The organism is Desulfobacter hydrogenophilus, from assembly GCF_004319545.1.
Taxonomy (GTDB): Bacteria; Desulfobacterota; Desulfobacteria; order Desulfobacterales; family Desulfobacteraceae; genus Desulfobacter; species Desulfobacter hydrogenophilus.
In genome coordinates this window covers 3,345,662-3,368,957 of sequence record NZ_CP036313.1, presented here as the reverse complement: position 1 = coordinate 3,368,957, position 23,296 = coordinate 3,345,662, and the positions used below count along the sequence as shown (strand labels likewise).

Here is a 23,296-nt window from a genome sequence, read left to right as displayed (position 1 = left end):
ACCCCCCTGTTTACCGAAGTTTAAAAAAAGAATCCTTTTATACCCCGGCGCTGGTTTCCTCCATGATCCAGGGCCTGGAGCAGGCAGTTGAGGAAAATATCCGGCCCAGAGAGGCCTTGGCCGCACTCTCCCGGATTTACAGGGACGAAGGGAACCTCACAGCAGCCATTTCCTGGTTTAAAACCTGCCTTGCCCATGATCCCGGCGCCAACAGAGCAAACGATTTTCTCCACCTGGGATCCATGCTGGTCCAGGACAGCCGGTATGAGGAAAGTTTTCCCGTATTTGTCAAAATCCTGGAAACATCAAAATCCAAGGAAAAGAGCCTCTGGCGGATTTACAGGGTGTTCAAGTCCCAGGGGGCACCGATCCCCTTTTTGTCCTTTTCCGAGTACCTGGCCCAGTCCCACCTCTCCATCCCTGCCCTGAATCTTGTGACGGCCCAATGCTGCCTGGACATGGACCAGGTCTTTTCGGCCAAAGCAAAACTCAGACAGATCATTGACGCCTCGCCCACGGCCCCAGCCTGCATGTTAAGGGCAAAAATCGCCCAAAAAGAAAGAGACTGGGACACCATGGAGGTGATGGCTCAACAGGCCACCCGCCTCGACCCATACAACCACAAAACCCATTATCTCTTTGCCCGGGCCCTGAACACTCGGAAAAAATACGCTGCCGCCGAACTTGCCGTCTCCCGGGCCATGGAAACCTATGCCGATGAAAGCTACGGATATTACAATTTTCGTGCCTGGACAAGGTGGCGCCGGAAGCAATTCCAACCCGCCGCCAAAGACTGGGAAGCCGCCTTTGCCTTAAAACCCAACCGGGCCGACTTCGCCTACCAGGCAGCTCTGGCTTATGAACAAATCGCCGAGCGCGCCATCGCCTTGTCTCTGGCCACCAAGGCCCTGGAGCTTGCCCCGGATAAAAAAGCTTACCAGGATCTTCACTTTCGACTTCGCATATAATAAGGAAAGCCTGCCCCCCACATGGACTGCTAAAATCAAAAAATCCCTTTACATTAACCATGATATGTTTTAAATTCCCCCAAGAATATTGTACTTATTGTACTTAATTTTTCTAAATATCTAATATTATTAAATATTTAGAAATAATTTTCTCCGTAAAATTAATTAGGTTCTGAAAAATTGATGTAATGTCTTTTTTTGTCCCCAATCGGTCACATGCCCACCTGCATGTAACCGACAGGGCGAAGCTATGACCACGGAAGACACGGAGAGTACTGAAAGAGTGATATCCTTAACCGCTTTTAACTCCAAAGTGTATGTCAAATCACAATCAGGCAAATGGCTGTGATGCCGACAAATCCGGCAAATGCCAGAATTTTGCTCAAACAAGGAAAGGCAAAAGTAATCCAAAGAACTCCGTTTGCCGTTCAACTGCTTTATGAGACCACGGCACACATACAGCCTGTGACGGTCGGCATTGATGACGGAGGAATCCATGTCGGTATTGCCGCGGTATCCCACATGGTCAATCATTGTTTCAACAACAACAAGAGGTGGCTTTACGTTCGGATATTAAATCAAAACTGGATACGCGAAGGCAATATCGAAGATCGAAAAGACATCGAAAGACAAGGTATCGGAAACCAAGGTTTCTGAATAGAAAACAGTCCATACCGACATGCAAGGTATGTGGTAAAAATGCTCCTGCATCTAAAGTGATCTGTCGGGCTTGTCTGAAAAAAGCCAACGATGTTCATCAAAGATATGCGAAGATCAAAAAAAATGTTTTCCGGATCCCGCCATCAATCAAGGCAAAGAAAGACATAATTGTCCGGGTAGTAAAACAAATTCCATTGCCGATTTCCCCAATTATTCTGGAAGACGTTTATTTTGATTTTCAGGCAATAGAGAACCCCGATATTTCAGGTGAACGATATCAACATATAGGAATTTCCATTTTCTATCAGCTATGAGCTATCAACATGTCTGACCCCATCAAAATAACGCATATAGGAGCCAAAAACTGTGTCACTGGGTCCTGCCATCTGGTGCAGGTTCCGGGGATTAATATAATGGTGGACTGCGGCATGGCCTAGGGCCATGACCCGGAACTGCCCTTTGACCGGTTCCCGGTGCAGCCCAGAGAGATCGACTATCTGTTTCTGACCCACGCCCACATTGATCACATGGGCCGGGTACCGGATCTCATTGATGCCGGGTTTAAAGGGGAGATCCTCTGTACCCATGCGACAAAAGCACTGCTGCTGCCCATGCTTCACGATGCGCTTTCCTTCACCGGCAGAACACATTGGCAGATAAAAAAGCTGGAACAGACCATCGACGACCTTGCCTGGGGCTTTGAGCTGAACCAGGAATTCACCCTGAAAAAGAAAATCAGTTTCCAATTGTACAATGCCGGGCATATCCTGGGCTCCTGCTTTATCCGCCTCTGCTTTCCCCAGAAACCGGCACCCAGTACCCAAAATCCATACACCATCATCTTTTCCGGAGATTTGGGCTGCACAGACACCCCCATCCTGCCGGACCCGGACCCTCCGCCATCCTGTGATCACCTGATACTGGAATCCACCTATGGAGACAGAAATCACACCAGCCGAAAAGAGCGCATTGCCACCCTGGAGCGTCTTCTGGAAAAAGCCCTGGCAGACAAGGGCATTGTCTACATCCCTGCCTTTTCGTTAGGCCGCACCCAGGAGCTGATTTATGAACTGGACCGCATCAAAACCAAAGTACCGGTGTTCATTGACTCTCCCCTGGGCCTTAAGATCACCAGAATTTATGCCGATCTTGAGAACTTCTGGGATGATGAGGCAAAGAAACTTAAGGCATTAGGCGACCATCCCCTGGATTTTAAAAACCTTTACAGCGTGGAAAAATACCGGGACCATAAACAGCTCATGGAGATAAAGGGACCGGCCATCATCATTGCAGGATCGGGCATGTGCACTGGCGGCCGCATTGTGGATCACCTGGAACAGGGGCTGGAAGATCCCAGAAATGATCTTTTTTTTGTGAGATACCAGGCAAAAGGCACCCCTGGCCGCCGCATGTTGAAAAAAAAGATACCGGTCAGGGCCGCCATCCATACCCTGTCCGGTTACTCTGCCCATGCCGATCAAAATACCCTTGTCAACTGGGTGAAATCCATGCCCAAGCCCCCGGGGAAAATAACCCTGGTCCACGGAGAACCCCATGCCCAAAAAGTCCTGGCCCACCGCCTGGGGCAGGAGATGAAACCATAAAAAAGAGCGTATTTGAACTGACATCGCTACGGACTGCATTACTGATCATGAAAAATATATTTGATCAGCAAAAGCTGGAGCATCATTTGGTGCAGTTTCTTGAAATCGGGCGTGCGTATTTCCAGGAAGAGCAGGGATTGAAATTTCTTGAAGCTGTGATAAACTATATTTTACAGGCAACAGAAATAGAAACGGACAAACTTGTCGATTCTGTTGCCCGTATTTCAGAAAAAGGTGGGGAGATCGCCATGACAACAGCAAAAAAAATCAGACAGTTCGGAGTTTATTGGTGTGGCCCGACCCCGATCAAAAGACTATAAGAGCAAAAAACTCATGACCCCGATAGGCACCCAAGGAGGTAAAATATGAAATATCGAGTTTATTTTTATTATGATTCGGATTATCGAGGATATGTTGCGGATGCACTGGATTTACCGGGATGTGTCAGCCAGGGTAGAACCATGGAGGACGCCAAACAGAACATAAAAGATGCCATCAATGCCTATATAGAGGTTGAATGCGAAAAGTCCGCAGAAGACAGGTCATATCACTTGCCGGAAGAAAGCTTCATAGGAGAGATAGCCGTTGGGTAGGCTTGGGAATGTCTCCGGGAAGAGAGCAGTAAATGCGTTTAAGAAATTAGGATATCAGATTGCTCGTCAAACAGGAAGTCATATCATTCTCAGGCATCAGAATCGGCCGACTCTAACAATCCCGAATCATAAGGAATTAGCACCAGGGCTTTTAAGAGCGATCATATCACAGGCGGGCTTAAATGTGACTGACTTCATAAAGAATCTGTAGAAACGTTATAAAAAAGATGCTGATTATAACGGATTTGGGGGACCCGTCCGTAAGCCTCCCAATGAACCCGAAATCAAAAGGTTCTGAAGCCAGTTTTCGTGGTACTGAAATCCGTTAATTCTTTCAAAAGAACTCACATGGCCTTTGTGCTTTACCGTCCATGGATTGAGCGGGGCAAAATTTTGGATAAGCGCCCAGGCACGTATGCTGAGATTGGCAGATTTCATAGTGTCGTGAAAATATTTGGTACTGAATAAATGACGATCCATCCGTTGCATCAGCCGGTCAACCATGTTGCTCGTTCTATGTGCGCCAGGAAAATCATAGGCTTGGGAAAACTGTGGAAGATTATCCCTAAGCTTCTTGATTTTAACTGAAATGACGTCTGGAACTTCATTCTCCGTATTTCGACACCATTCGGAAAGCCTCCGAACTCTTTGTGAGAATGATCTTTTGGACTCTGCCCTGAAGCAATCCCATAATCTGGTAGCCGCATCCAGAAAATGCTCCTTGTATTTTTTGCGTGAGCGATCACGTATGCCAATAAAAATGTGCAAAAAGCAGGATAGCACGGCTATCTTGGGAAACAGCTTTTTCCAGGCCTTCTGCGTTGACCGCCATCCGTCGGTATTGACAGTATCCGGCTGATATTCCGGATTAATGCATTCAGCCTCCTCTTTAAAAACACCGTATGCTTTTTGAAGATCTTTACCGGATGCTGTTTCCGAAACACTGGCTCCTAAAATACAGTTATTTCCGACCGTCGTGGCAATATAGGTCTTTTCTCCCAAAAGGCGGGTATGTTTTTCATCAGCAGAAAGGTGCTGGGGTAATTTCTCTGGGGACTTGATAGTGGTTCCTACGAGGCTGTGCCGGCCAATAGTTGCTTCAAGACGATACCAATACATGGGATTTTTCCCGAAACAGTGGCTCAGAGCCCAAAATGGAACAGCAAACTTACGCAAAAATAACGGTTTTTCAACATCTTTCACAAAACCAGTCATATAGGGCATGGCAAAAGACGGCCTTATTGTGTAACTGACACCAGCTATGACTATTCTTCTGATTTTTAATTTCAGTTTTTTTGAGACTCTGATCTCCTTCATTGTGTATCCGCAGGCGATTTCAGGCGGAAAAATATTAGGATGCTCCTTGATTACCATCTCCCCATTCGCTCATTTTAAATCTGAAAAAGTTAATTTTGCATGGAGGGCTTGCAATAGTTAAAACTCATCATACTTTTGTAAAAAATTCGACTGTAGTTTCCTTTCTTTTAACTTAAAGGTGCTAAAATGACAACGGATTCGACATCAAAAGATGAAGAGATTTTCAACAAAGACAAACTTCAGATTATTACGGAACGAGTGGATGATGTGCCTTTGCTCATAGCACAAATGCTCAGAATGGGTATTCCGGAAATCATAGACAGACATATTCCAAGACATGGAAATCAAAGAGACCTTAGCTGGGGATGGACCACAGTCATATGGATGGCCTATATTCTGACTGAAGGCGACCACCGTAAAGTATCAATGAGTGAATATGTGGAAGAAATGCAAAATACCTTGCTGTGCATAGCAGGCCGGCCAATAGTGGCGCTGGATTTCAGTGATGATCGTTTAGCCCATCTTTTGAAACATTTAAGCAATCGTGAATACTGGTCAAAGATAGAAGATGATCTCAACAAACAGTCAATAGAGGTGTATGATCTGAAGCCTGAAACAATCAGATGTGATGCAACGACTGTGAGTGCGGACCAGGCAATCACAGAAGATGGATTGGTTCAGTTTGGTCATAGCAAAGACAATACGAAGTTACCTCAGATAAAATTGATGAGTGCTGCCTTGGACCCTTTGGGAATGCCGTTGGCTTCTGACGTCGTTTCTGGTGAAAAGGCAGACGATGGATTATATATTCCGCTGATAAGCCGCGTCAGTGACAGTCTTAAAAAAAATGGATTATTATTCTCAGGTGATTGTAAAATGAGTGCACTGGAGACCCGGGCTCATTTGCTATCGTCAGGGCATCATTATTTATGCCCGCTGCCCTTGACCGGTAAAACTGCTGATGAAATGAAAACATGGATCAATGAAGGTATTTCCAAAGATCAGGAAAAAATCTTGATTCCTGTGTTCAGAGAGAACTATAAAGGAATAGTAGTTCTGGCAGCCAAAGGATATGAGTTCAGCCGCATTCAGACTTTTCAAAAAAAGGCTGAAGAAATAACCTGGCCGGAGCGTGTGTTCGTCGTTCATTCCCCTGCTCATGCCAGGCAACAGTCAGCCGGTCTCAATATTCGGTTGACAAAAGCTAAAGAAAAACTTGAAAAATTAACTCCTTTACCAGGGCGAGGCAGACGTCAAATAAGCGATGAGGCTGAACTTGTGGCGGCGATTGCCAAAATAATCAAAGCCCATAACGTTGAGGATCTGCTGGAAGCCCAGTTTGAAAAACAGGTAGAACAAAAAATGAAGTACGTCGGTAAAGGCAGGGGTGGCGTTAACCGGGAAACCATCGTTGTAGAGAAAGTTCGTTATCAGATTACTTCTGTTGAAAGAAATCAGAAAAAAATCGCCGATGAAAAAACCCGGTTTGGCTGGAAAGCATTCGTCACAGAGGTGGATTTTGATAAGCTTTCCCTGCATGATGCTATTTTGTCATATAGAAATGAATATCGAGTTGAACGTATTTTCGGCAGGCTAAAAAGTCGTCTTAACATAGCGCCGTTGTTTGTTAAAAAAGATGATCAGATTGAAGGTATGACATATCTACTCACCCTGTGTGTAAGGGTATTGACTCTTATAGAATTTGTTGTTCGACGCTCATTGAAAGAAGAAAAGACTGAATTACCTGATATGCATCCTGAAAACCATAAAAAGACTACAGCCAAACCTTCTGCGGAAAAAATTTTAAAGGCTTTCTCGAAAGTTAACCTTACTATTATATGCGACATGGCAGGGAATGTTATTATGCGTTCATTGAAACCATTATCAAATCTGCAAAAACAAATTATCCAAAAATTGGGATTAGACTCTTCTATTTATACGCAACTTGAAATTTAGAAATACTTTATATCAAATGAGCGAATGGGGAGTACCATGTCTAATATTATCCGAAATTGGATGGCATGTTGAATGATGCTGTAATATTGTGCTTGACAAACGTGCATACAAATAGTTCGATTCAGTCGGGGAGCGATGTTAGAGGCAGGACTCATAATTTTCCTTAGTTGTTATACTCGATCATCAAGTTTTTAGGGGATTTGTTCAAATTCAAGACTGAAACAATTTTTAACCGAATGAATATACAACATATTTTGAGGATTAAAAACTTTTTCCAACGCTGAAGTTGGGCAAATTAGCAAAAACTTGATCATCGAGTTATAGTTGCTGTTCGCACTTCAACCATAACTCAGGAAATGAATTTTTTCAGCCTATTTCATCGCTCCCCGACTCAGTCCCCCAAATCCGTTATAATCAGAAAAGATGGCTTTCCCAATGTCCGGCATGTGCACCGGCGGCCGCATCGTCGATCACCTGGAGCAGGGGCTGCAGGACCCGAAAAATGACCTCTTTTTTGTGGGATACCAGGCCAAGGGCACCCCGGGCCGTGCCATGATGGAAAAAAAGGTGCCGGTGAAGGCAGCCATCCATACACTATCCGGGTACTCTGCCCATGCCGATCAAAATATGCTGGTCAACTGGGTGAACTCCATGCCCGAACCACCCAGAAAAATTACCCTGGTCCACGGTGAACCCCGTGCCCGCAAAGCCCTGGCCAAAGCTCTGGATCATGTTCTCTGCCCAAGTGATCCTTAAAATGCTGTTTTTGACCCCCAAAAGTGGGTTTTAAGAGATAAAATCGAGGTTTTTTAAAGCATTTTATCTCTAATAACAAAGGCTTGTCTGGGTCAGACCCCCATGAAGTGATTTTGCGTTGTTCTACCGGTAAGCGCGGCAATTATACTTGGTTGCCTCTTTCTGTTCCTGAAAAACTCCGGGATAGAATGAAGGCGATCAAGGGTGACGCAAAATTGTTTTAAAAGAAGAGCAAATGGTATGCAATGCTTCCAATCAAAACGACACCTGCCGGACGTTCCGATGATAAAACTTTTATTGGTGTTGATCTTGGAATTGTCCGTATTGCCACGGTTTTCGCTCTCGGCACCGTTCGTATCTTCAATGGTAAGGGGAATCGACATAAGCGGGAACACTTTGCCGATATTCGTAAACGCTACCAGAGACACAACAGGCTTGATAAGGTCAAAAAATCGAGAGGCCGTGAAAGACGGTGGATGACCGGTCAGAACCATAAAATAAGCAAAGAGATTGTTGATATTGCATCTCAATATACCAATCCGGTTATTTGTTTTGAAGAACTCGAAGGCATCCGTGAACGTGCCAGAGGCTCCAAACGATTCAATCGGATGATGGCGTCCTGGGCTTTCAGGCAACTTGTTGATTTTGTAAAATATAAAGCTGAACGCATTGGCGTTGAGGTCATTTTTGTCGATCCTCGGAATACCAGCCGTATGTGCAGTAAATGCGGTCATATTTCTCGTTCCAATCGTCCTAATCAAGCTAATTTCCGATGTGTAGCATGCAATTTTCAAGTCAATGCTGACGTAAATGCTGCCGCCAACATCGCTGCCGTTGGGCTAAATGCCTCTCGGCAAGGGGCACCTGACATGCCCCGGTTAAACCGGACTGGGTTAGAAAGCCCGGCCTGATGTGGTAAATGATTTTGCTTCGGCATAATTAAACCACAACCTTTTTAGTTCCATGTTGGAACCCCAAGAGCTTTAGCCTTGGGAGGATATCAGCGATTCCACCAACCTCATTCGCATTTTGCAGCAGGTGCAGCCCGATGAGGTGTACAATCTGGCGGCCCAGAGCCATGTGGCGGTGTCCTTTGAATTCACAAAAAACTAAACGTTCTACCGTTCTTTGATCAGTGATATTCAAACAGTAGTCTCCAGACAGTTCGGCTGATAGATCACATAATCCCCCACACCGGCATCAAAGTCCAAAAGGTCAGACTTGTGTTATTGGTTAACGCTGCCAGCCAGACCCCAGTCCAAAAAGCAGACAACCCAGCATGCATAACCCAAAACCAAATACCCAACACCCAACACCCATGAACCTACTCATTACCGGCGCCGCCGGCTTCATCGGCACCAACTTCGTCTACTACTGGCTCAAAAACCATCCAGCCGACCCCATCATTGCCCTGGATGCGCTCACTTATGCCGGCAACCGAGACAATTTGCGGCAGGCCGAAGCCAGCCCCAACTTTGAATTTGTCCACGGCAACATCCTGGACCAGTCCCTGGTGGAAACCCTGCTTTCCACCCGCAACATCGACACCATTGTCCATTTTGCCGCTGAATCCCACGTGGACCGCTCCATCCAGGGCCCGGATGCCTTCATTGAAACCAATATCGTGGGCACCCACACCCTGCTCAAGGCGGTCAAAAATATCTGGCTGAACAAATATCCCCAGCCTCGGCACCGGTTCCACCACATTTCCACAGACGAAGTGTATGGCAGCCTGAAACCCGACGACCCGCCGTTTTCGGAAAATACGCCCTATGCGCCCAACTCCCCCTATGCCGCCAGCAAAGCCGCCTCCGACCACCTGGTCCGGGCGTACCACAAAACTTTCGGCCTGGAAACCACCATCAGCAACTGCTCCAACAACTTTGGCCCGTTTCAGTTCCCGGAAAAACTGATCCCGCTTATGATCACAAACATCCTTGCCGGCAAACCCATCCCGGTTTACGGAGACGGACAGCAGATCCGGGACTGGCTATACGTGGACGATCACAACCAGGGCGTGGACCTGATCCTGAAAAAAGGCAGGTCCGGTCAAGTATACAACATCGGCGGCAACAACGAACAAACCAACCTGGACATTATCCACATGGTCTGTGACCTGATGAACAACGCTTTCACAGCCGACCCCGGCCTGGCCGCCCAATACCCGGACTGCCCCTGCACCCGCAGCATCCACCCCAGCACCCTGATCACCCATGTCACGGACCGCAAAGGCCACGACCGCCGCTACGCCATTAATGCCACCAAAATCCAAACCCAACTGGCCTTTACCCCCGAACACACATTTAACCAGGGCCTCCAAAAAACCCTCAACTGGTACCTAACAAAAGACCCCGGACCCCGAATATGAAAGCCATCATCCTCGCAGGCGGTTCCGGCACGCGCCTATACCCCCTCACCATAGCAGGCTCCAAACAGCTCCTGCCGGTGTATGACAAACCAATGATCTACTATCCCCTGTCGGTCCTGATGCTGGCAGGTATCAGGGATATTCTGCTGATCTCTGATCCTGAGGACCTGCCACGCTTTCAAAAACTGCTCAAGGATGGGTCCCAATGGGGCATTTCCATCTCTTATGTTGAACAGCCTAAACCCGAAGGGCTTGCCCAGGCATTCATTCTGGGGGAATCTTTTATCGGGTCTGATTCCGTGTGCCTCATCCTCGGGGACAACCTGTTCTACGGACAGGGATTTCAGCCCATGCTTCAAAAATGTACACAACTCACCGAGGGCGGTATTGTGTTCGGCTATTGGGTCAATGATCCATCGCAGTATGGGGTGGTGGATTTTGATGAAACCGGCCGGGTGCTGAGCATCGAGGAAAAGCCTGCTCATCCCAAATCTAATTTTGCCGTGCCAGGGCTTTATTTTTATGACAATGATGTGGTAGAGATTGCCCATTCCGTGAAACCATCTCCCAGAGGCGAGCTTGAAATCACGGACATTAACAATGTGTATCTGGCCAGGGGCACGCTCAAAGTTCAGCTATTGGGCCGCGGATTTGCCTGGTTGGATACCGGCACTCATGAATCCCTCCTGGAAGCCGGAGCTTTTATCGAAACTATCGAAAAACGCCAAGGACTCAAAGTGGGGTGTGTGGAGGAAGTGGCACTGCGCAAGGGATATATCACCATGTCTGACTTAGAAGAACTTGCAGCCCCGCTTTTGAAAAACGGATATGGGAAATATCTGATGCAATTGGGGAAAAGTTCATCCGTGGATACAATTTTAAAAAGGTTTAATCCATTATGATTAGCAAATTATCCGTTATCAGCGATCGTGCCACTATTGGAAAAAATGTCACTATTCACCCTTATGTGATAATCAATGACGGAGTGTGTATTCAGGACGGGGTTGAAGTTTTTCCCGGCGCAGTCATTGGGAAAGAAACCGACGGGTCTGCGGGGGAAAAAGTGGTGATCGGTAGCGATTCCAAAATAGGCTCACATACTACCATTTATTATGGAGTTAAAATCGGGCCCAACACAAACATTGACGCATATTGTGAAATCGGCTATCCAACTAAACTTGTGGAAAACCCTTCGCTTACGATCGGAGCCGAATCTTTGATCCGATCCCATTCAATTTTCTATACTGGTTCAAAATTCGGAGCCCGGTTGGTGACTGGGCACCGGGTAACGGTAAGAGAAAATACCTGTGCCGGAGAAAATTTTCAGATCGGTACATTATGCGACATCCAAGGGGACTGTACCATAGGTGATTATGTGCGCTGCCATTCCAATGTGCATATCGGGAAAAAATCTCGGATCGGCAGCTTTGTGTGGCTGTTTCCCTATGTGGTGCTCACCAATGATCCCACTCCGCCCAGCGAAACATTAATAGGATCGGTTATTGAAGATTATGCCATTGTTGCAACCATGTCTGTTATCCTTCCCGGCGTTATCGTTGGACCCCATTCACTTGTGGGCGCCCATTCACTGGTAACCAGGAATGTACCCGAAGGCATGATTGTAGGTGGCGTACCAGCAAGAATTTTTGGTCCGGCGTCAGACATGAAACTCCGGGACGGCTCCGGCAAACCGGCGTATCCTTGGACCGGCCATTTCCATCGGGGTTATCCGGATGAAATTACCAATCAGTGGGTTCAAAATGATCAGCAGAACAGTATTGATAATTCGGGGGGGGGGGGGGTAATGCTTCATGATTTTGCCCTTCTGGAATCTCAGGACATTGGCTCCGGTACGCGTATCTGGGCTTATTCCCATATTTTGCCGGGTGCCAGAATCGGAAAAGACTGCAACATTTGTGACCAGACCTTTGTTGAAAATGATGTAGTTATCGGCGATCGGGTCACCATCAAATCTGGTGTCCACATATGGGATGGGGTTAGGATCGAGGATGATGTGTTTATCGGCCCGGGAGTTACGTTTACCAATGATCATTTTCCCCGCAGCAGGCAGTTTCCGGAAAAATTCATGACAATTCATATTTGCCGGAAAGCCAGTATCGGTGCCAACGCTACCCTGCTTCCCGGGATCACAATCGGTGAGAATGCCATGGTCGGGGCCGGGGCCGTAGTTACAAAGGACGTGCCGCCCAATGCCGTGATTTATGGCAACCCGGCCAGTATTCACCGATATGTCGGAGTAACTGATAATGAACAAGACAAATAAGCAGCAGTATGTCACCAGTGTTTATGACACCTCCCTGATCAGGTTCCCAAAAATCCTGGATCCCCGGGGTAACCTGACATTCATCGAGCAGGAGCGGCACATTCCTTTCAAAATAGCCCGGGTTTACTGGATCTATGATGTACCGGGGGGAGAGCAACGCGGCGCCCATGCCTTCCGGGAACAGTGCGAAGTGATCATTGCCTTGTCCGGTAGCTTTGACGTGATGCTGGATGACGGCAGTGCCCAGAAGATTGTTCATCTAAACCGACCTTATCACGGGCTATACGTTCCCAACATGATCTGGCGGCGGATGCAGAATTTTTCCACCAATGCCGTGGCCTATGTGCTGGCGTCCTGCCCATATGAAAAGGAAGATTATCTTCGAGATTACGATACATACAAGATGTTGATGCGGGAGGGGAAATGAGTACAACCATTTATGATTGCAAGTTGATAGAACTACCTCGCTTTTATGATCGACGGGGTTCCTTGACTCCCATATATAATCAAGATCATATTCCGTTTGACATTGTTCGCACATATTATTTGTATGATATCCCTGGAGGTAAGAAGCGAGGGGGGCATGCACATAAAAATCTTCAGCAACTGTATGTTTCAGTCATGGGTGCTTTTGATGTTACCCTTGATGATGGCAAAGAAAAGAAAACCGTTCGGTTGGATCGTGCCTACAAAGGACTTTATATACCCAAATTGATCTGGCGAGATTTGCACAACTTTTCTTCTGGAGCCAACTGCCTTGTTTTGGCATCACTGCTTTACGATGAATATGAATACATTCGAGATTATGATCAATTTTTAGGATTAAAAAGAGGTGCATGATGATTGCCGTAAAATTTGAAGCCGAAGTGCAAAACGGTATGATCAAAATTCCAAAGGAATATGAGAATCTTGAGTCCATGCAGATTGAGGTTGTAGCAAAAGTGTTGGATGAGAACAAGAAAGATGCGCATTCATCAATCTCTGAACCTGATAACCGTGAACTTATTTCCGACGACTATCTAATGAAAAACTGGCGCGACTTGGTTGCCGAGGGGTTGTCCAAATATGATGAGGCTTATTATCAGAGTGATCAATATGCCGATGACCGGGGCCAATATCTGGCGGAGAAATATAGATGAAGCCTGTTTTATTAGACAATAATATTGTTATTGATTTGCTTTCAGATGAGCGGTGCAAGCGATACCCTAATTCAAAATGCGTGGTTGATTATCTGAAAAAACAACAGTCAGATATTTACATCAGTTCTTCTTCACTGGACAATATTGCCTTTATTCTCCGTTATGAGTTCAAATCGACCCTTTCTCATAAGATGACCTCAAAACAGATCAAAGTGCTTATTGAATTGGCGATTAAAGATCTTCTCTCCACCGTCAAAATTGCCAAAACTCCCTCATATATTGAAATCGATTATCGAGATATCGAAGATTCTCAAGTAATAGCATCCGCAAAGGCCATTGATGGGCAAGTTTTGACGCGGGATCAAGACATGATTGAAACCTATCCGGATATGACCTTTCATCCGGATCTCTTTTATAATGAGGTCATTTCATCTACTACTGATCAGCCTTCAAATAATGATGAACAGACGGACAAAAGAGCAGGGTCAAACGAAATTTCTCCACAGGTCATTCCATTTTTGGATCTCAAAGCCATCAATAAGCAATATTTCAATGGCTTTGAGCAGGCATTTGATCGCGTCGTCAACAGTGGGTGGTATATCCAGGGCAACGAAGTCCGTGCATTTGAAGAAGAATTTTCCGAATATTGCGGTACTCAACACTGTATTGGGGTAGGAAATGGCTTGGATGCCCTCACCCTCACCCTGCGTGCCTGGAAAGAGATGGGCAAATTAAAAGATGGAGATGAAGTCATCGTTCCATCGAACACCTATATTGCAACGATATTAGCCATTACGGAAAACCGACTGACGCCGGTGCTGGTGGAACCGGATCTCAGTACTTACAATCTGTCACCTGAACTGACGGAAAAAGCCATTACTCCCCGCACAAAGGCAATTTTACCTGTACATCTTTACGGACGCTTGGCTGAGATGCCGCAGATTATAGACATTGCTGACCGGCATGATCTACTGGTGCTGGAAGATGCGGCCCAGGCCCATGGTGCGTCAATAAATGGACGAAAAGCAGGGAACTGGGGAGATGCGGCCGGATTCAGTTTCTATCCGGGAAAAAACCTTGGGGCATTGGGAGATGCCGGGGCGGTCACCACCAATGATGAAGAACTGGCACAGACCATTCGAACATTGGCAAACTATGGTAGTCATAAAAAATATGAAAACCTTTATCAAGGCGTCAACAGCCGATTGGATGAAATTCAGGCGGCTTTTTTAAAAGTAAAGCTAAAAAATTTGGGTCGTGAGATAGAAGGACGGCGCAAAATTGCCAAAGCCTATCTTAATGGAATTTGCAATGAAAAAATTGTGTTGCCGGAATGGGAAAGCGAGAATCAACATGTTTTTCATCTGTTTGTGGTGCAATGTGAGAACAGGGATGTACTGCAAAGGTTTTTGAAAGAAAAGGGAATTCAAACGTTTATTCATTATCCCATACCACCCCACAAACAAAAAGCCTATACCAATAGTATTTTAAAAAGTTTTTGTTCAACTAACAGGCTGTGTCATAATTTGTTGAGTCTCCCAATCGGCGCACTTATTTCAAACAATGAAAGAAAAAAAATAATAGATACTTTAAATAATTATGAATCCTCATAAAAAACTATTCATTCATATTGGCCCACCCAAAACGGCAACGACATCTCTTCAATGTTATTTGCAAAACCTTAATATACCTAATTTTGTATATGGTGGTATCCAACAGCCTAGAGCAAAACAAAATGGGTCTATCTGTTCTTTAATATACAAAGATATTCTAAGTGGCAGAAATAACAATAAAAAATATATTCATGAAAAATTAATCTCATACTTTGAAAATAATAATGTAGTGTTTCTATCCGAAGAGAGCTTTCTTGTGGAATCGCCTAAGCTCTCTTGGGAAGAACGAATTAACCGATTGGCTGAATATTTTTCTGATTTTAATCCTTATATTGTACTCACCTTAAGAGAACCCCAGAAAGCAATAATTTCATATTATTGTGAATTATATGAAAATTTAGATTATATATATAAAAAGAATTATAATTGTTTTTTAAATAGCAATTATTGCGATATATATCGTTATAAATATCTATACAATTTTTTAATTACAAAATTCCGCCATGTTAAAATTTTACATTTTACTGATTTAACTGATGGTAAATATGATTTAAATGAGTTTATTGATCAAGAAGAACTAATTAGCGTCAAGACCAAAATTCAATTAACGAAGCAGAACACTTCAATTCGAAACAATAGCATCCATTATGCAAAGCCAACTTCAATAAAAAATAAAATTTCTCAACATTTAAATTTCATAAATAGAATTAAAATAGCAAAAAAAATAACTGGAAAAGGCTATAAACAAAGAGCTCTATATATTATTCCCAACTTAAAGTTAAAACCAAAGCCTCTAACAGTTAATTTTGATGCTTTTGATTATTCTGAGTTTAATCAGGAATACGAAAAAATTAAATCTCAACACAACAAAAATAACGCACCACATATTACAAATATATAGTCGAGTATTAACAAGTTGTACCCAAGACGATATGAGTTTATGAGTTCACATAATTCAAAATCCTATTCCCAAATATTAAAATCATCCTCATTGGTCGGTGGATCTCAACTCATCCGGTTGATTTTCGGGATTTTATCAACCAAGTTCGCAGCTGTCTTTATTGGACCGACTGGCGTTGGACTTATCGGAGCCTATCGATCAATAACCCAGTTGGGCATCCAGCTTTCAGGACTGGGTATCAACCAGAGCGGCGTTAGGAATGTGGCTGTTGCTGCAGGATCAGGAGACCAAAATGAGATTACACGGACGGTAACCATTTTGCGCCGGATGTGTTGGATGACCGGTTTGGTGGGGGCGGTTGGTCTGGCAGCGCTGGCCTTTCCTGTCAGCAGGCTGACATTCGGTCACACCGATTATGCGTTGAGCATCGCATGCCTATCCCTGATGATCCTTATAACTATTGTTGCCCAGGGTCGGATGGCGGTGATCCAAGGATTGCGACGTATCTCAGATCTGGTTCGGGTCCAGATTTTCAGTTCCATGGCCGGAACTTTGATAAGTATCGGTTTATATGCAACCTTAGGGATTTCAGGTATAGTCCCTGCTTTACTGGCCATTGCCATTTTTCAACTTGGCGTTGCCTGGTGGTATTCGAGAAAAGTGTTTCTGCAGTCACTTCCCATCTCTTGGTTGGAGACCTTTTCCGGGGCCAAAAGTTTGGTCGGATTAGGTTTTGCGTTCATGATCTCAGGGGTGGCTACAACCGCTACCACATATGCAATACGCGTTTTAATTACCCGCGATTTTGGGATAGACAACCTGGGGATATACCAGGCAGCTTTTGCCATATCAGGATATGTCCTCAATTTCGTTTTAGCTGCCATGGGAGCGGACTTTTTCCCGCGTCTGGCGGAACTATCTCATGATCCCAGGGAAATGACCCGTCTGGTCAATGAACAAACCGAGGTTGGTCTTTTGCTTGCCACCCCAGCCCTGGTCGCAACACTCGCACTTGCCCCTCTTGGCATTTATCTTCTTTATTCAGCAGAATTTTATCCGGCTGTAGGGTTGTTAAGGTGGTTTGTAATGGGATGTTTTTTGAGAGTGATCAGTTGGCCCATGGGGTTTGTACAGATGGCTATGGGGAAAAAATACTGGTTTATCCTTTCTCAAGTTTTTTTTAATTTCCTTCATATTATTTTAGTTATTACCGGCTTGTATTATTGGGGACTGTTGGGCGCAGCTGTTGCTTTTTTTTCAATGTATGTATTTCATGTTTTGGGTATCCGGCTTATTGCCGGTTATTTGATCAACTTTACCTGGAGTGCGGCGGCTAAACGTTTGATTTTGACGCAGCTTTTTATAATATTCGTTGCTTTTGTTTCGGCTTTGATACTTCCTGACTTGTGGAGCATGGTGACAGGGAGTCTATTGTCGGTTATCGTTGGAATTTATTGTCTGCGGCAGTTGCTCGTACGGCTTGGTGAAGAGCATCGGATCTGTCGGAAGTTTGCAAAAATTCCAATATTGAAAAAAATTATCACAATTAGGTCCAAAGATAATGATAGCTAAAAAAGATTTTGTGAGAAAAGAATTGAATTATAATCCGCTCGTTTCAATCATTGTCATTACATACAATTCAGCAAAATATGTTCTTGAAACACTTGAAAGCGCAAAAATTCAACCTTACAAGAATATTGAACTAATCATCAGTGATGATGGCTCCAAAGATGATACAGTACCTATCTGCCGAAAATGGTTGAAGAAAAACCAGGAAAGATTTGTGAAAACTCGATTGATCACTGTTGAAGAGAATACTGGGATTCCCGCGAATTGCAACCGAGGTGTAAAAGCTTCCCAAGGGGAATGGGTCAAGTTGATCGCAGGGGATGATGCGTTGAAAAAAAATTGTATATTGACTAATATGCAATTTGCAAATAGCAATAAATCGGTGAACGTAATACACTCAAATGTAGAATACTATAAAGACAATTTTAAAAATAATTCAAGAACAGGAGTATCTGATTGTGGTGATGCGTTTGTTTTCAGTAAAAAATGCTCTTCTCAAGAACAATATCATTTTCTTTTGAACAGAACTGGGGGGCTTTTAGCCCCGACTTTGTTCTTAAATAGAAAGACCCTGTATTTCGTAAAGTGTTTTGATGAAAGATTACGTTTGTTGGAAGATGTACCTTTATTTTTGAGACTGACAAAAGAAGGAAATAAAATTCATTTTTTAAATGAAACAACTATTAAATACAGAGTTTCAGCAAGTTCTATACAAAAACGGAATAAGCCGCATATGAATATTGATTTTGCCAAAGAACTGTTGTTGTTCAATTCACTGTACAAAAAAGGCAAAATTAAGTCCCATAAGTTGTTTTTCAACAATGCAGGGTTAATAATTATTATTTGTTTAAACGTAATCGGATTTAATAGAAACGGTAACTTGTTTGACTTGATGTTTAGGGTTGCAAAAAAGATTAGATCTTTAAAACTCTAACAATAATTCATAATACTGACGACTGACACACTTTGATAAAATGGACATGATGGAAATTCAAATATTGTATTTATAAACAGATGGTTACGCGAGGTACTACATTCAGTTTAAAATGACACTTCCTTGATTATCAAGGGTTTTGGATGAATCTGAATGTCCATTTTTTATATCAATAAAATTAAATACTTATGGTCGTTTTTGAAAAACATGTCAGGAGTCAGTAATAATTTGTTGAATCTCGGATTTAAATAAATGTCACAAAAAATTTTGCTTGTCACAAAAAATCAATTCGGTTATCAAACCGATTATTATAAATATGCTTGTTATTTAAAAAATCTTTATGACATTACTTATTTTTCATTTGATAACAGCAAAAAAAAAATACATGAGGAGAAAATTAAATCAGTGTATATATGCGCTAACACTTCCTATTTGGGACGGGCGCTATTGTTTTATTATAAGTTGATTCGATTTCTACAAACAAACAAAGTTGACTTGATAATTATAAAAAGTTTTGACTATTGTTTTTTTCTTAAACTACTCTTTCCAAAAAAAAAATTTATACTTGATTTAAGATCCAGTGCCATATCTTTGAATCAAATTAAAAGGCTATATCATAACCTGTTAATCAGGCTAAATACTAAATTCTTTAGCAATATCACCATTATTTCAGAAGGACTTGCTCAAAAACTCCATTTGAAAAATTATTGTGTAGTGCCGTTAGGTGCTGAAATCATTTCAAAAAAAAACAAACAATTTGACGAATTAAAACTTATGTATATTGGCACGTTGGATAATAGAGATGTTGATAAAACAGTAAAGGGGGTCAAACTCTTTCTTTCTAAAGAACACAATGTGGAGACCTTTGAATATCATATTTTTGGAAAGGGTAAAGAATTTGAAGAATGTCGTTTAAAAAATACTATTGAAGAATGTAATTTAAGAAAAAAAGTATTTTTCCATGGCTACAAAAGACACGAGGAAATTGTTGAGTATTTTGATAAATGCAATGTTGGCGTATCCTATGTTCCAATTACTTTTTTTTATGACAACCAGCCGCCAACTAAGACCTTTGAATATTTATTATCAGGTATGGCATGCATCGCTACAGGTACTTCGGAAAATAAAAAAATTATCGTCCCTGAAAACGGCATATTGTGCGCTGATTCTGCTGAAAATTTTGCACGTTCCTTGGAAAAACTATACAAAAATCGAAATCGTTACCATTCTGATATGATACGTTCAACCGTGATAAACGCCCAATGGGATAAAATCGTAAATAATATACTGCTCAGGGTTATAAAAAAAATTATATAGCTTCGTGAAAAGCTTTAACTATGGTCTCCTACCAATGTTTTTAAAACTCAATAAAACATATTTCCTTTTTGCGGGTCTTTTGTTTCTGATCCTAACGGTTACCGTATCGGAAACCTATCTGCCTTTGTACATCTATCATGCCGCATCTTTTGTCTTGTATGCATTGGTGTTGCTTTTTTTCTACTCCCAAAAAGAGAGATTCTACACAGAAATAAACCTGTACCTGGTTATATTTTCAGTTTCTTTCATTATTGTTGGAGTAAATAATTACATTTCGTATCTGTATAACAATAATCTGTTTATGTTCTTTACGAAAGATGCAGTTTTCTATTATCACATGTCACTGAGCATGGCTTCAAAGTCTTTTGAAAACGGGATTTATTATTTTCTTGGATTTTATGATTTGTCTGATTTGGGTGCGGTTTTGGTGCAGAGTACGATTTACCGAATAATGGAATCAAAGCTTTTACTAAATATTTTTTATATCGGCTGTGGCTTGATCATGGCCAAAGCGATCTATCGCATCAGTTTGAATGTGATGTCAAAACGGTATGCGTTTACATGCACATTGGCTTATTCCCTGTCTTCATTTATGCTTTTTTTCCATTCGTCTTCTCTGAAGGAAAGTTTCATGTGCATGCTGATCGTCCTGTTCTTTGATCAGTATGTACTTTACCGGAAGAACCGGATGATACAGCACGCGATTTATGCCGTGCTATTTTTGATGGGACTGCTGCTGTTCCGTCCTTTTCTGATTTTCCTGTGTCTTGCCGGCGTCTTTACCGGTTTATTGCTTGAACGGAAAAAAGGATTAGCTGGTGCCCTCTCAGTCATAATATTCTTTTCCATTTTTGTGGCCCTTTATTCTGAATTTAATTTTTATTATAATAAAATACTAAAAGGCGGGGATATAGCATATGTTCTGGAAACCAAAGAATCAATGGTCAAAGGGGGTGTTGTCTTTACCTATATGGTGAACATACTTGCTCAATTGATCGGCCCGCTGCCGACCTTGTCACCGGATATCAGTGCTACAATATCGTTTTTTTCAGCAGGACTGCTGTTCAGGGTACTGCTGGGGTTTTTTTTCTGGATGGGGGTGTTTTATTGTTTCAAAAACAGAGTGAACATCCTTTATTCATTGATTTTTTACGCTTTGATTGAAATGTCGGCTCTTGTATCGATTATTGAAGGACTGGAATTAAGAAAATCGCTAAGCCATTTTTTTGTTTTTTATATTGTTGCATTCTGGTTTCTGGATAAATATGATTTAAAAAGCCTGGTAAGACAAAAGTATCGCATTCGGTGGCTGTTTAATATCTACGCAGTTGTTGCGTTTTTTATAGTAATCGCATGGAACTGGCGAGTCAGGGTTCCGATTTAAAGATAAATTTTTAATGCCTGGTAATATAATGCTCCATCTAATGCTCCATGACGACTGGGAAATTTACGGCGACGGGACAGGTGACCCAGTTTCTCTTATGTTTGACCCTGCCAGACGAATCCTGGATATCTGTGATAAATACCAGGCAAAATACACGTTTTTTGCGGAAATCGGACAGCAATTGAACATGCTCAATGCGCCTGGCCGGAAATGGACAAAGTATGCTGATACATGGGAAAAGGTGTTGCAAAATGCGGTTGCCAGAGGTCATGACGTCCAGCTTCATTTTCATCCTCAGTGGATCGGTGCAAAATTAAAAAACGGCCGGTGGAAACTGGATGTTTCAAAATGGAATACGGCCAAGGTGGACGAAGCCTTGCTTGATGAATGGATCGGCAGGGGGGCTGCCTACCTGCGGGATCTTTTACAAAAGGTTGATTCGGAATATGAACTGCTCTCCTTCAGGGCCGGAGGGTGGATGTGCCAGCCATCCACTGGTTTGTACAATATTTTGAAAAAGCACGGCATTGTTTGCGATGTTTCCGTCATGAAAGGCCGGTATAAACGGTTTGCCGATGGTGGTTCCATAGATTTTCGCGACGCGTTCAGTCGGTTTGACCCTTGGGAGGTTAATCCTGACAATTTTGCGCTGGAAAAACGGGGATCTGGCATTTGGGAATTGCCGGTTTACACGGAAACGTCCAGGCTGCCCCATCCGGTGTACCTACTTTCCAAAAGCTTTTCTCCTTTGCATTATTACCGAATTTTCAAAAAAAGAAAGATTCAAAGAGGCGGCGGTCAATATTCACCCAAAGTTGTGGTATCGGAGAAGTACAAGGATTACTATGGCAGTTTCGGGTATATGCATTACCGGCATCTGGTCAATTTTGTAAGGGTGGTGCAGAGACAGAATCAACCGGGTGAAAAAAACCGACACTTGATATTTTTAACCCATTCCAAAAGTTTTCTGGATTTTGATAATTTCGACCAGCTTCTGTGCTGTTTATCACAAGATAAAGAAATTAATTTTAGTAGAACAAGAGATTATATCAGGAAGTATTATGTCAAAAATTGATAGACCGGTCTTTGTGTTTTGCCTGCATAGAAGCGGGTCAACGTACCTGAAAAATATACTTGACGCCAGTGATGAATTAAAAATGCTGGAAGATGAGGTTCACTTTGAACATCCTCATTTTTTCAACACCTTCAAAAAATATTATCAAAAATATTGCAATAATAAACCGGCAAATGTTGATAGATTTTTAACCATCATATCAGAAAACAAAATCCGAGGGGCATTCTGGGATTATTATAAAAAAAAATATGGCAGTTTTCATTCCTGTAAAAAGCATTTGCCCAATCAAAATAAAATAACTGTCTGGGATGCTTTTAATTCCATATTGATCCAGGTAATTGAGGATTCGGGTAAGAAAAGAGTCGGGATAAAATACCCTGCACACCATACATTTTTTCATAATTTAAAAAAGGTATATCCTGATGCTAAAAATATATTTCTTGTCAGGGACCCAAGGGCCATCATCGCTTCAAAGCTCATCAGTCCTAGCAACAATAGACTAAAAAATAAGGGCAAATTTAAATATGAAGTGATGCGGCTTGTAACTGTTCTTTATTTCATAATTGAATTCAGATCTTTTGCAAAAGCAGTTACAGTCCATAAAAAAGATATATGTGTTATTAGATATGAAAATCTGGTTATCAGCCGAAATCGTACGCTCAAAAAATTATGCGATTTTGCGGAAATCAATTTGAGAATAGACATGTGCTCTGCTACAGGAAAAGATTCAGGTTATGGGATCACTTCGGATCCGATGAGCCGATTGAACAGGTGGGTTACTGTCCTCAGAAGATATGAAAAGATTTTGATCGAGTACTTTACAAAAAATTATCGAAATACGATGGATTATGAATAATT

General features: G+C 42.8%; 22 protein-coding genes and 3 pseudogenes. 24 read left to right on the top strand and 1 reads right to left on the bottom strand.

Annotated features, from left to right (window positions below):
* Positions 1-62 precede the first annotated feature (62 nt).
* From EYB58_RS15020 to EYB58_RS24795, 6 genes and pseudogenes are all read left to right on the top strand, one after another.
* Positions 63-968: a tetratricopeptide repeat protein gene (locus EYB58_RS15020; protein ID WP_111960334.1), complete on the top strand. Its 906-nt coding sequence runs from the start codon at positions 63-65 to the stop codon at positions 966-968.
* Between the two features lie 339 nt (positions 969-1,307).
* Positions 1,308-1,942: pseudogene (locus tag EYB58_RS24585) on the top strand (RRXRR domain-containing protein).
* Positions 1,943-2,101: 159 nt separating this feature from the next.
* Positions 2,102-3,232, top strand: coding sequence for an MBL fold metallo-hydrolase RNA specificity domain-containing protein (locus EYB58_RS15010; RefSeq protein WP_242637381.1), 1,131 nt, complete (start codon positions 2,102-2,104; stop codon positions 3,230-3,232).
* Positions 3,233-3,279: 47 nt separating this feature from the next.
* A complete protein-coding gene (locus EYB58_RS15005; RefSeq protein ID WP_207309059.1) occupies positions 3,280-3,552 on the top strand; it encodes a hypothetical protein in 273 nt (90 codons plus the stop codon).
* Positions 3,553-3,597: 45 nt separating this feature from the next.
* Positions 3,598-3,825 carry a type II toxin-antitoxin system HicB family antitoxin gene (locus EYB58_RS15000; RefSeq protein ID WP_111960336.1) on the top strand — a complete coding sequence of 76 codons (228 nt, stop codon included), beginning with the start codon at positions 3,598-3,600 and terminating at the stop codon, positions 3,823-3,825.
* The gene (locus EYB58_RS24795) at positions 3,818-4,036 is read left to right on the top strand and encodes a type II toxin-antitoxin system HicA family toxin (protein WP_111960338.1); all 219 of its coding nucleotides are present in this window, start codon (positions 3,818-3,820) and stop codon (positions 4,034-4,036) included. Before EYB58_RS15000 ends, EYB58_RS24795 begins: the two co-directional genes overlap by 8 nt.
* Positions 4,037-4,059: 23 nt before the next feature.
* Here EYB58_RS24795 and EYB58_RS24050 read toward each other — a convergent pair whose 3' ends face one another.
* Positions 4,060-5,142: a hypothetical protein gene (locus EYB58_RS24050; protein WP_242637380.1), complete on the bottom strand. Its 1,083-nt coding sequence runs from the start codon at positions 5,140-5,142 to the stop codon at positions 4,060-4,062.
* Between the two features lie 186 nt (positions 5,143-5,328).
* Here EYB58_RS24050 and EYB58_RS14985 point away from each other — a divergent pair, with 186 nt between their 5' ends.
* From EYB58_RS14985 to EYB58_RS14890, 18 genes and pseudogenes are all read left to right on the top strand, one after another.
* Positions 5,329-7,098: an IS1634 family transposase gene (locus tag EYB58_RS14985; protein WP_131072081.1), complete on the top strand. Its 1,770-nt coding sequence runs from the start codon at positions 5,329-5,331 to the stop codon at positions 7,096-7,098.
* A 423-nt stretch (positions 7,099-7,521) separates the two neighbouring features.
* A complete protein-coding gene (locus tag EYB58_RS14980) occupies positions 7,522-7,854 on the top strand; it encodes an MBL fold metallo-hydrolase RNA specificity domain-containing protein (protein WP_242637379.1) in 333 nt (110 codons plus the stop codon).
* A gap of 236 nt (positions 7,855-8,090) precedes the next feature.
* Positions 8,091-8,765: pseudogene (locus EYB58_RS14975) on the top strand (RNA-guided endonuclease InsQ/TnpB family protein); the annotation flags it as partial.
* Positions 8,766-8,850: 85 nt separating this feature from the next.
* Positions 8,851-8,952, top strand: a pseudogene (locus EYB58_RS24790) (GDP-mannose 4,6-dehydratase); the annotation flags it as partial.
* A gap of 181 nt (positions 8,953-9,133) precedes the next feature.
* Entirely contained in the window at positions 9,134-10,222 is a 1,089-nt protein-coding gene (gene rfbB, locus EYB58_RS14965; RefSeq protein WP_242637377.1) for a dTDP-glucose 4,6-dehydratase, read from the top strand.
* On the top strand, positions 10,219-11,124 hold the full coding sequence (gene rfbA, locus EYB58_RS14960) for a glucose-1-phosphate thymidylyltransferase RfbA (RefSeq protein ID WP_111957304.1): 906 nt from the start codon (positions 10,219-10,221) through the stop codon (positions 11,122-11,124). Before rfbB ends, rfbA begins: the two co-directional genes overlap by 4 nt.
* Positions 11,121-12,506, top strand: a complete 1,386-nt coding sequence (locus EYB58_RS23525) for an N-acetyltransferase (RefSeq protein ID WP_207309057.1) — start codon at positions 11,121-11,123, stop codon at positions 12,504-12,506. The genes rfbA and EYB58_RS23525 overlap by 4 nt, the downstream gene beginning before the upstream one ends.
* Positions 12,490-12,933, top strand: a complete 444-nt coding sequence (locus tag EYB58_RS14940; protein ID WP_111957302.1) for a sugar 3,4-ketoisomerase — start codon at positions 12,490-12,492, stop codon at positions 12,931-12,933. The genes EYB58_RS23525 and EYB58_RS14940 overlap by 17 nt, the downstream gene beginning before the upstream one ends.
* Positions 12,930-13,346, top strand: coding sequence for a sugar 3,4-ketoisomerase (locus tag EYB58_RS14935; protein WP_111957300.1), 417 nt, complete (start codon positions 12,930-12,932; stop codon positions 13,344-13,346). Before EYB58_RS14940 ends, EYB58_RS14935 begins: the two co-directional genes overlap by 4 nt.
* A complete protein-coding gene (locus tag EYB58_RS14930; RefSeq protein WP_131072080.1) occupies positions 13,343-13,645 on the top strand; it encodes a hypothetical protein in 303 nt (100 codons plus the stop codon). Before EYB58_RS14935 ends, EYB58_RS14930 begins: the two co-directional genes overlap by 4 nt.
* Positions 13,646-13,725: 80 nt before the next feature.
* Positions 13,726-15,258, top strand: a complete 1,533-nt coding sequence (locus tag EYB58_RS14925) for a DegT/DnrJ/EryC1/StrS family aminotransferase (RefSeq protein WP_207309056.1) — start codon at positions 13,726-13,728, stop codon at positions 15,256-15,258.
* Positions 15,245-16,159: a hypothetical protein gene (locus EYB58_RS14920; protein WP_111957294.1), complete on the top strand. Its 915-nt coding sequence runs from the start codon at positions 15,245-15,247 to the stop codon at positions 16,157-16,159. The genes EYB58_RS14925 and EYB58_RS14920 overlap by 14 nt, the downstream gene beginning before the upstream one ends.
* A gap of 39 nt (positions 16,160-16,198) precedes the next feature.
* Positions 16,199-17,731 carry an O-antigen translocase gene (locus tag EYB58_RS14915; protein ID WP_111957292.1) on the top strand — a complete coding sequence of 511 codons (1,533 nt, stop codon included), beginning with the start codon at positions 16,199-16,201 and terminating at the stop codon, positions 17,729-17,731.
* Positions 17,721-18,662 (top strand): glycosyltransferase family 2 protein, encoded by a 942-nt coding sequence (locus tag EYB58_RS14910; RefSeq protein WP_111957290.1) that lies wholly within the window; start codon positions 17,721-17,723, stop codon positions 18,660-18,662. Before EYB58_RS14915 ends, EYB58_RS14910 begins: the two co-directional genes overlap by 11 nt.
* Positions 18,663-18,914: 252 nt before the next feature.
* Complete coding sequence (locus tag EYB58_RS14905; protein WP_111957288.1) at positions 18,915-19,979, top strand: glycosyltransferase; 1,065 nt, start codon at positions 18,915-18,917, stop codon at positions 19,977-19,979.
* A 631-nt stretch (positions 19,980-20,610) separates the two neighbouring features.
* Positions 20,611-21,363 (top strand): hypothetical protein, encoded by a 753-nt coding sequence (locus EYB58_RS14900; protein ID WP_131072079.1) that lies wholly within the window; start codon positions 20,611-20,613, stop codon positions 21,361-21,363.
* A gap of 13 nt (positions 21,364-21,376) precedes the next feature.
* A complete protein-coding gene (locus EYB58_RS14895) occupies positions 21,377-22,438 on the top strand; it encodes a polysaccharide deacetylase family protein (protein WP_131072078.1) in 1,062 nt (353 codons plus the stop codon).
* A complete protein-coding gene (locus EYB58_RS14890) occupies positions 22,425-23,294 on the top strand; it encodes a sulfotransferase family protein (RefSeq protein ID WP_111957282.1) in 870 nt (289 codons plus the stop codon). The genes EYB58_RS14895 and EYB58_RS14890 overlap by 14 nt, the downstream gene beginning before the upstream one ends.
* The last annotated feature ends 2 nt before the right edge of the window (positions 23,295-23,296 follow it).

Bases quoted from the DNA above. Each gene is read 5' to 3' on its own strand.
- EYB58_RS15020 (WP_111960334.1), top strand. From the start codon at position 63: ATGATCCAGGGCCTGGAGCAGGCAGTTGAGGAAAATATCCGGCCCAGA.
- EYB58_RS15005 (WP_207309059.1), top strand. From the start codon at position 3,280: ATGAAAAATATATTTGATCAGCAAAAGCTGGAGCATCATTTGGTGCAG.
- EYB58_RS15000 (WP_111960336.1), top strand. From the start codon at position 3,598: ATGAAATATCGAGTTTATTTTTATTATGATTCGGATTATCGAGGATAT.
- EYB58_RS24050 (WP_242637380.1), bottom strand. From the start codon at position 5,142: ATGAAGGAGATCAGAGTCTCAAAAAAACTGAAATTAAAAATCAGAAGA.
- EYB58_RS14985 (WP_131072081.1), top strand. From the start codon at position 5,329: ATGACAACGGATTCGACATCAAAAGATGAAGAGATTTTCAACAAAGAC.
- EYB58_RS14980 (WP_242637379.1), top strand. From the start codon at position 7,522: ATGGCTTTCCCAATGTCCGGCATGTGCACCGGCGGCCGCATCGTCGAT.
- rfbB (WP_242637377.1), top strand. From the start codon at position 9,134: ATGCATAACCCAAAACCAAATACCCAACACCCAACACCCATGAACCTA.
- rfbA (WP_111957304.1), top strand. From the start codon at position 10,219: ATGAAAGCCATCATCCTCGCAGGCGGTTCCGGCACGCGCCTATACCCC.
- EYB58_RS23525 (WP_207309057.1), top strand. From the start codon at position 11,121: ATGATTAGCAAATTATCCGTTATCAGCGATCGTGCCACTATTGGAAAA.
- EYB58_RS14940 (WP_111957302.1), top strand. From the start codon at position 12,490: ATGAACAAGACAAATAAGCAGCAGTATGTCACCAGTGTTTATGACACC.
- EYB58_RS14935 (WP_111957300.1), top strand. From the start codon at position 12,930: ATGAGTACAACCATTTATGATTGCAAGTTGATAGAACTACCTCGCTTT.
- EYB58_RS14930 (WP_131072080.1), top strand. From the start codon at position 13,343: ATGATGATTGCCGTAAAATTTGAAGCCGAAGTGCAAAACGGTATGATC.
- EYB58_RS14920 (WP_111957294.1), top strand. From the start codon at position 15,245: ATGAATCCTCATAAAAAACTATTCATTCATATTGGCCCACCCAAAACG.
- EYB58_RS14915 (WP_111957292.1), top strand. From the start codon at position 16,199: ATGAGTTCACATAATTCAAAATCCTATTCCCAAATATTAAAATCATCC.
- EYB58_RS14910 (WP_111957290.1), top strand. From the start codon at position 17,721: ATGATAGCTAAAAAAGATTTTGTGAGAAAAGAATTGAATTATAATCCG.
- EYB58_RS14905 (WP_111957288.1), top strand. From the start codon at position 18,915: ATGTCACAAAAAATTTTGCTTGTCACAAAAAATCAATTCGGTTATCAA.
- EYB58_RS14900 (WP_131072079.1), top strand. From the start codon at position 20,611: ATGTGCATGCTGATCGTCCTGTTCTTTGATCAGTATGTACTTTACCGG.
- EYB58_RS14895 (WP_131072078.1), top strand. From the start codon at position 21,377: ATGCCTGGTAATATAATGCTCCATCTAATGCTCCATGACGACTGGGAA.
- EYB58_RS14890 (WP_111957282.1), top strand. From the start codon at position 22,425: ATGTCAAAAATTGATAGACCGGTCTTTGTGTTTTGCCTGCATAGAAGC.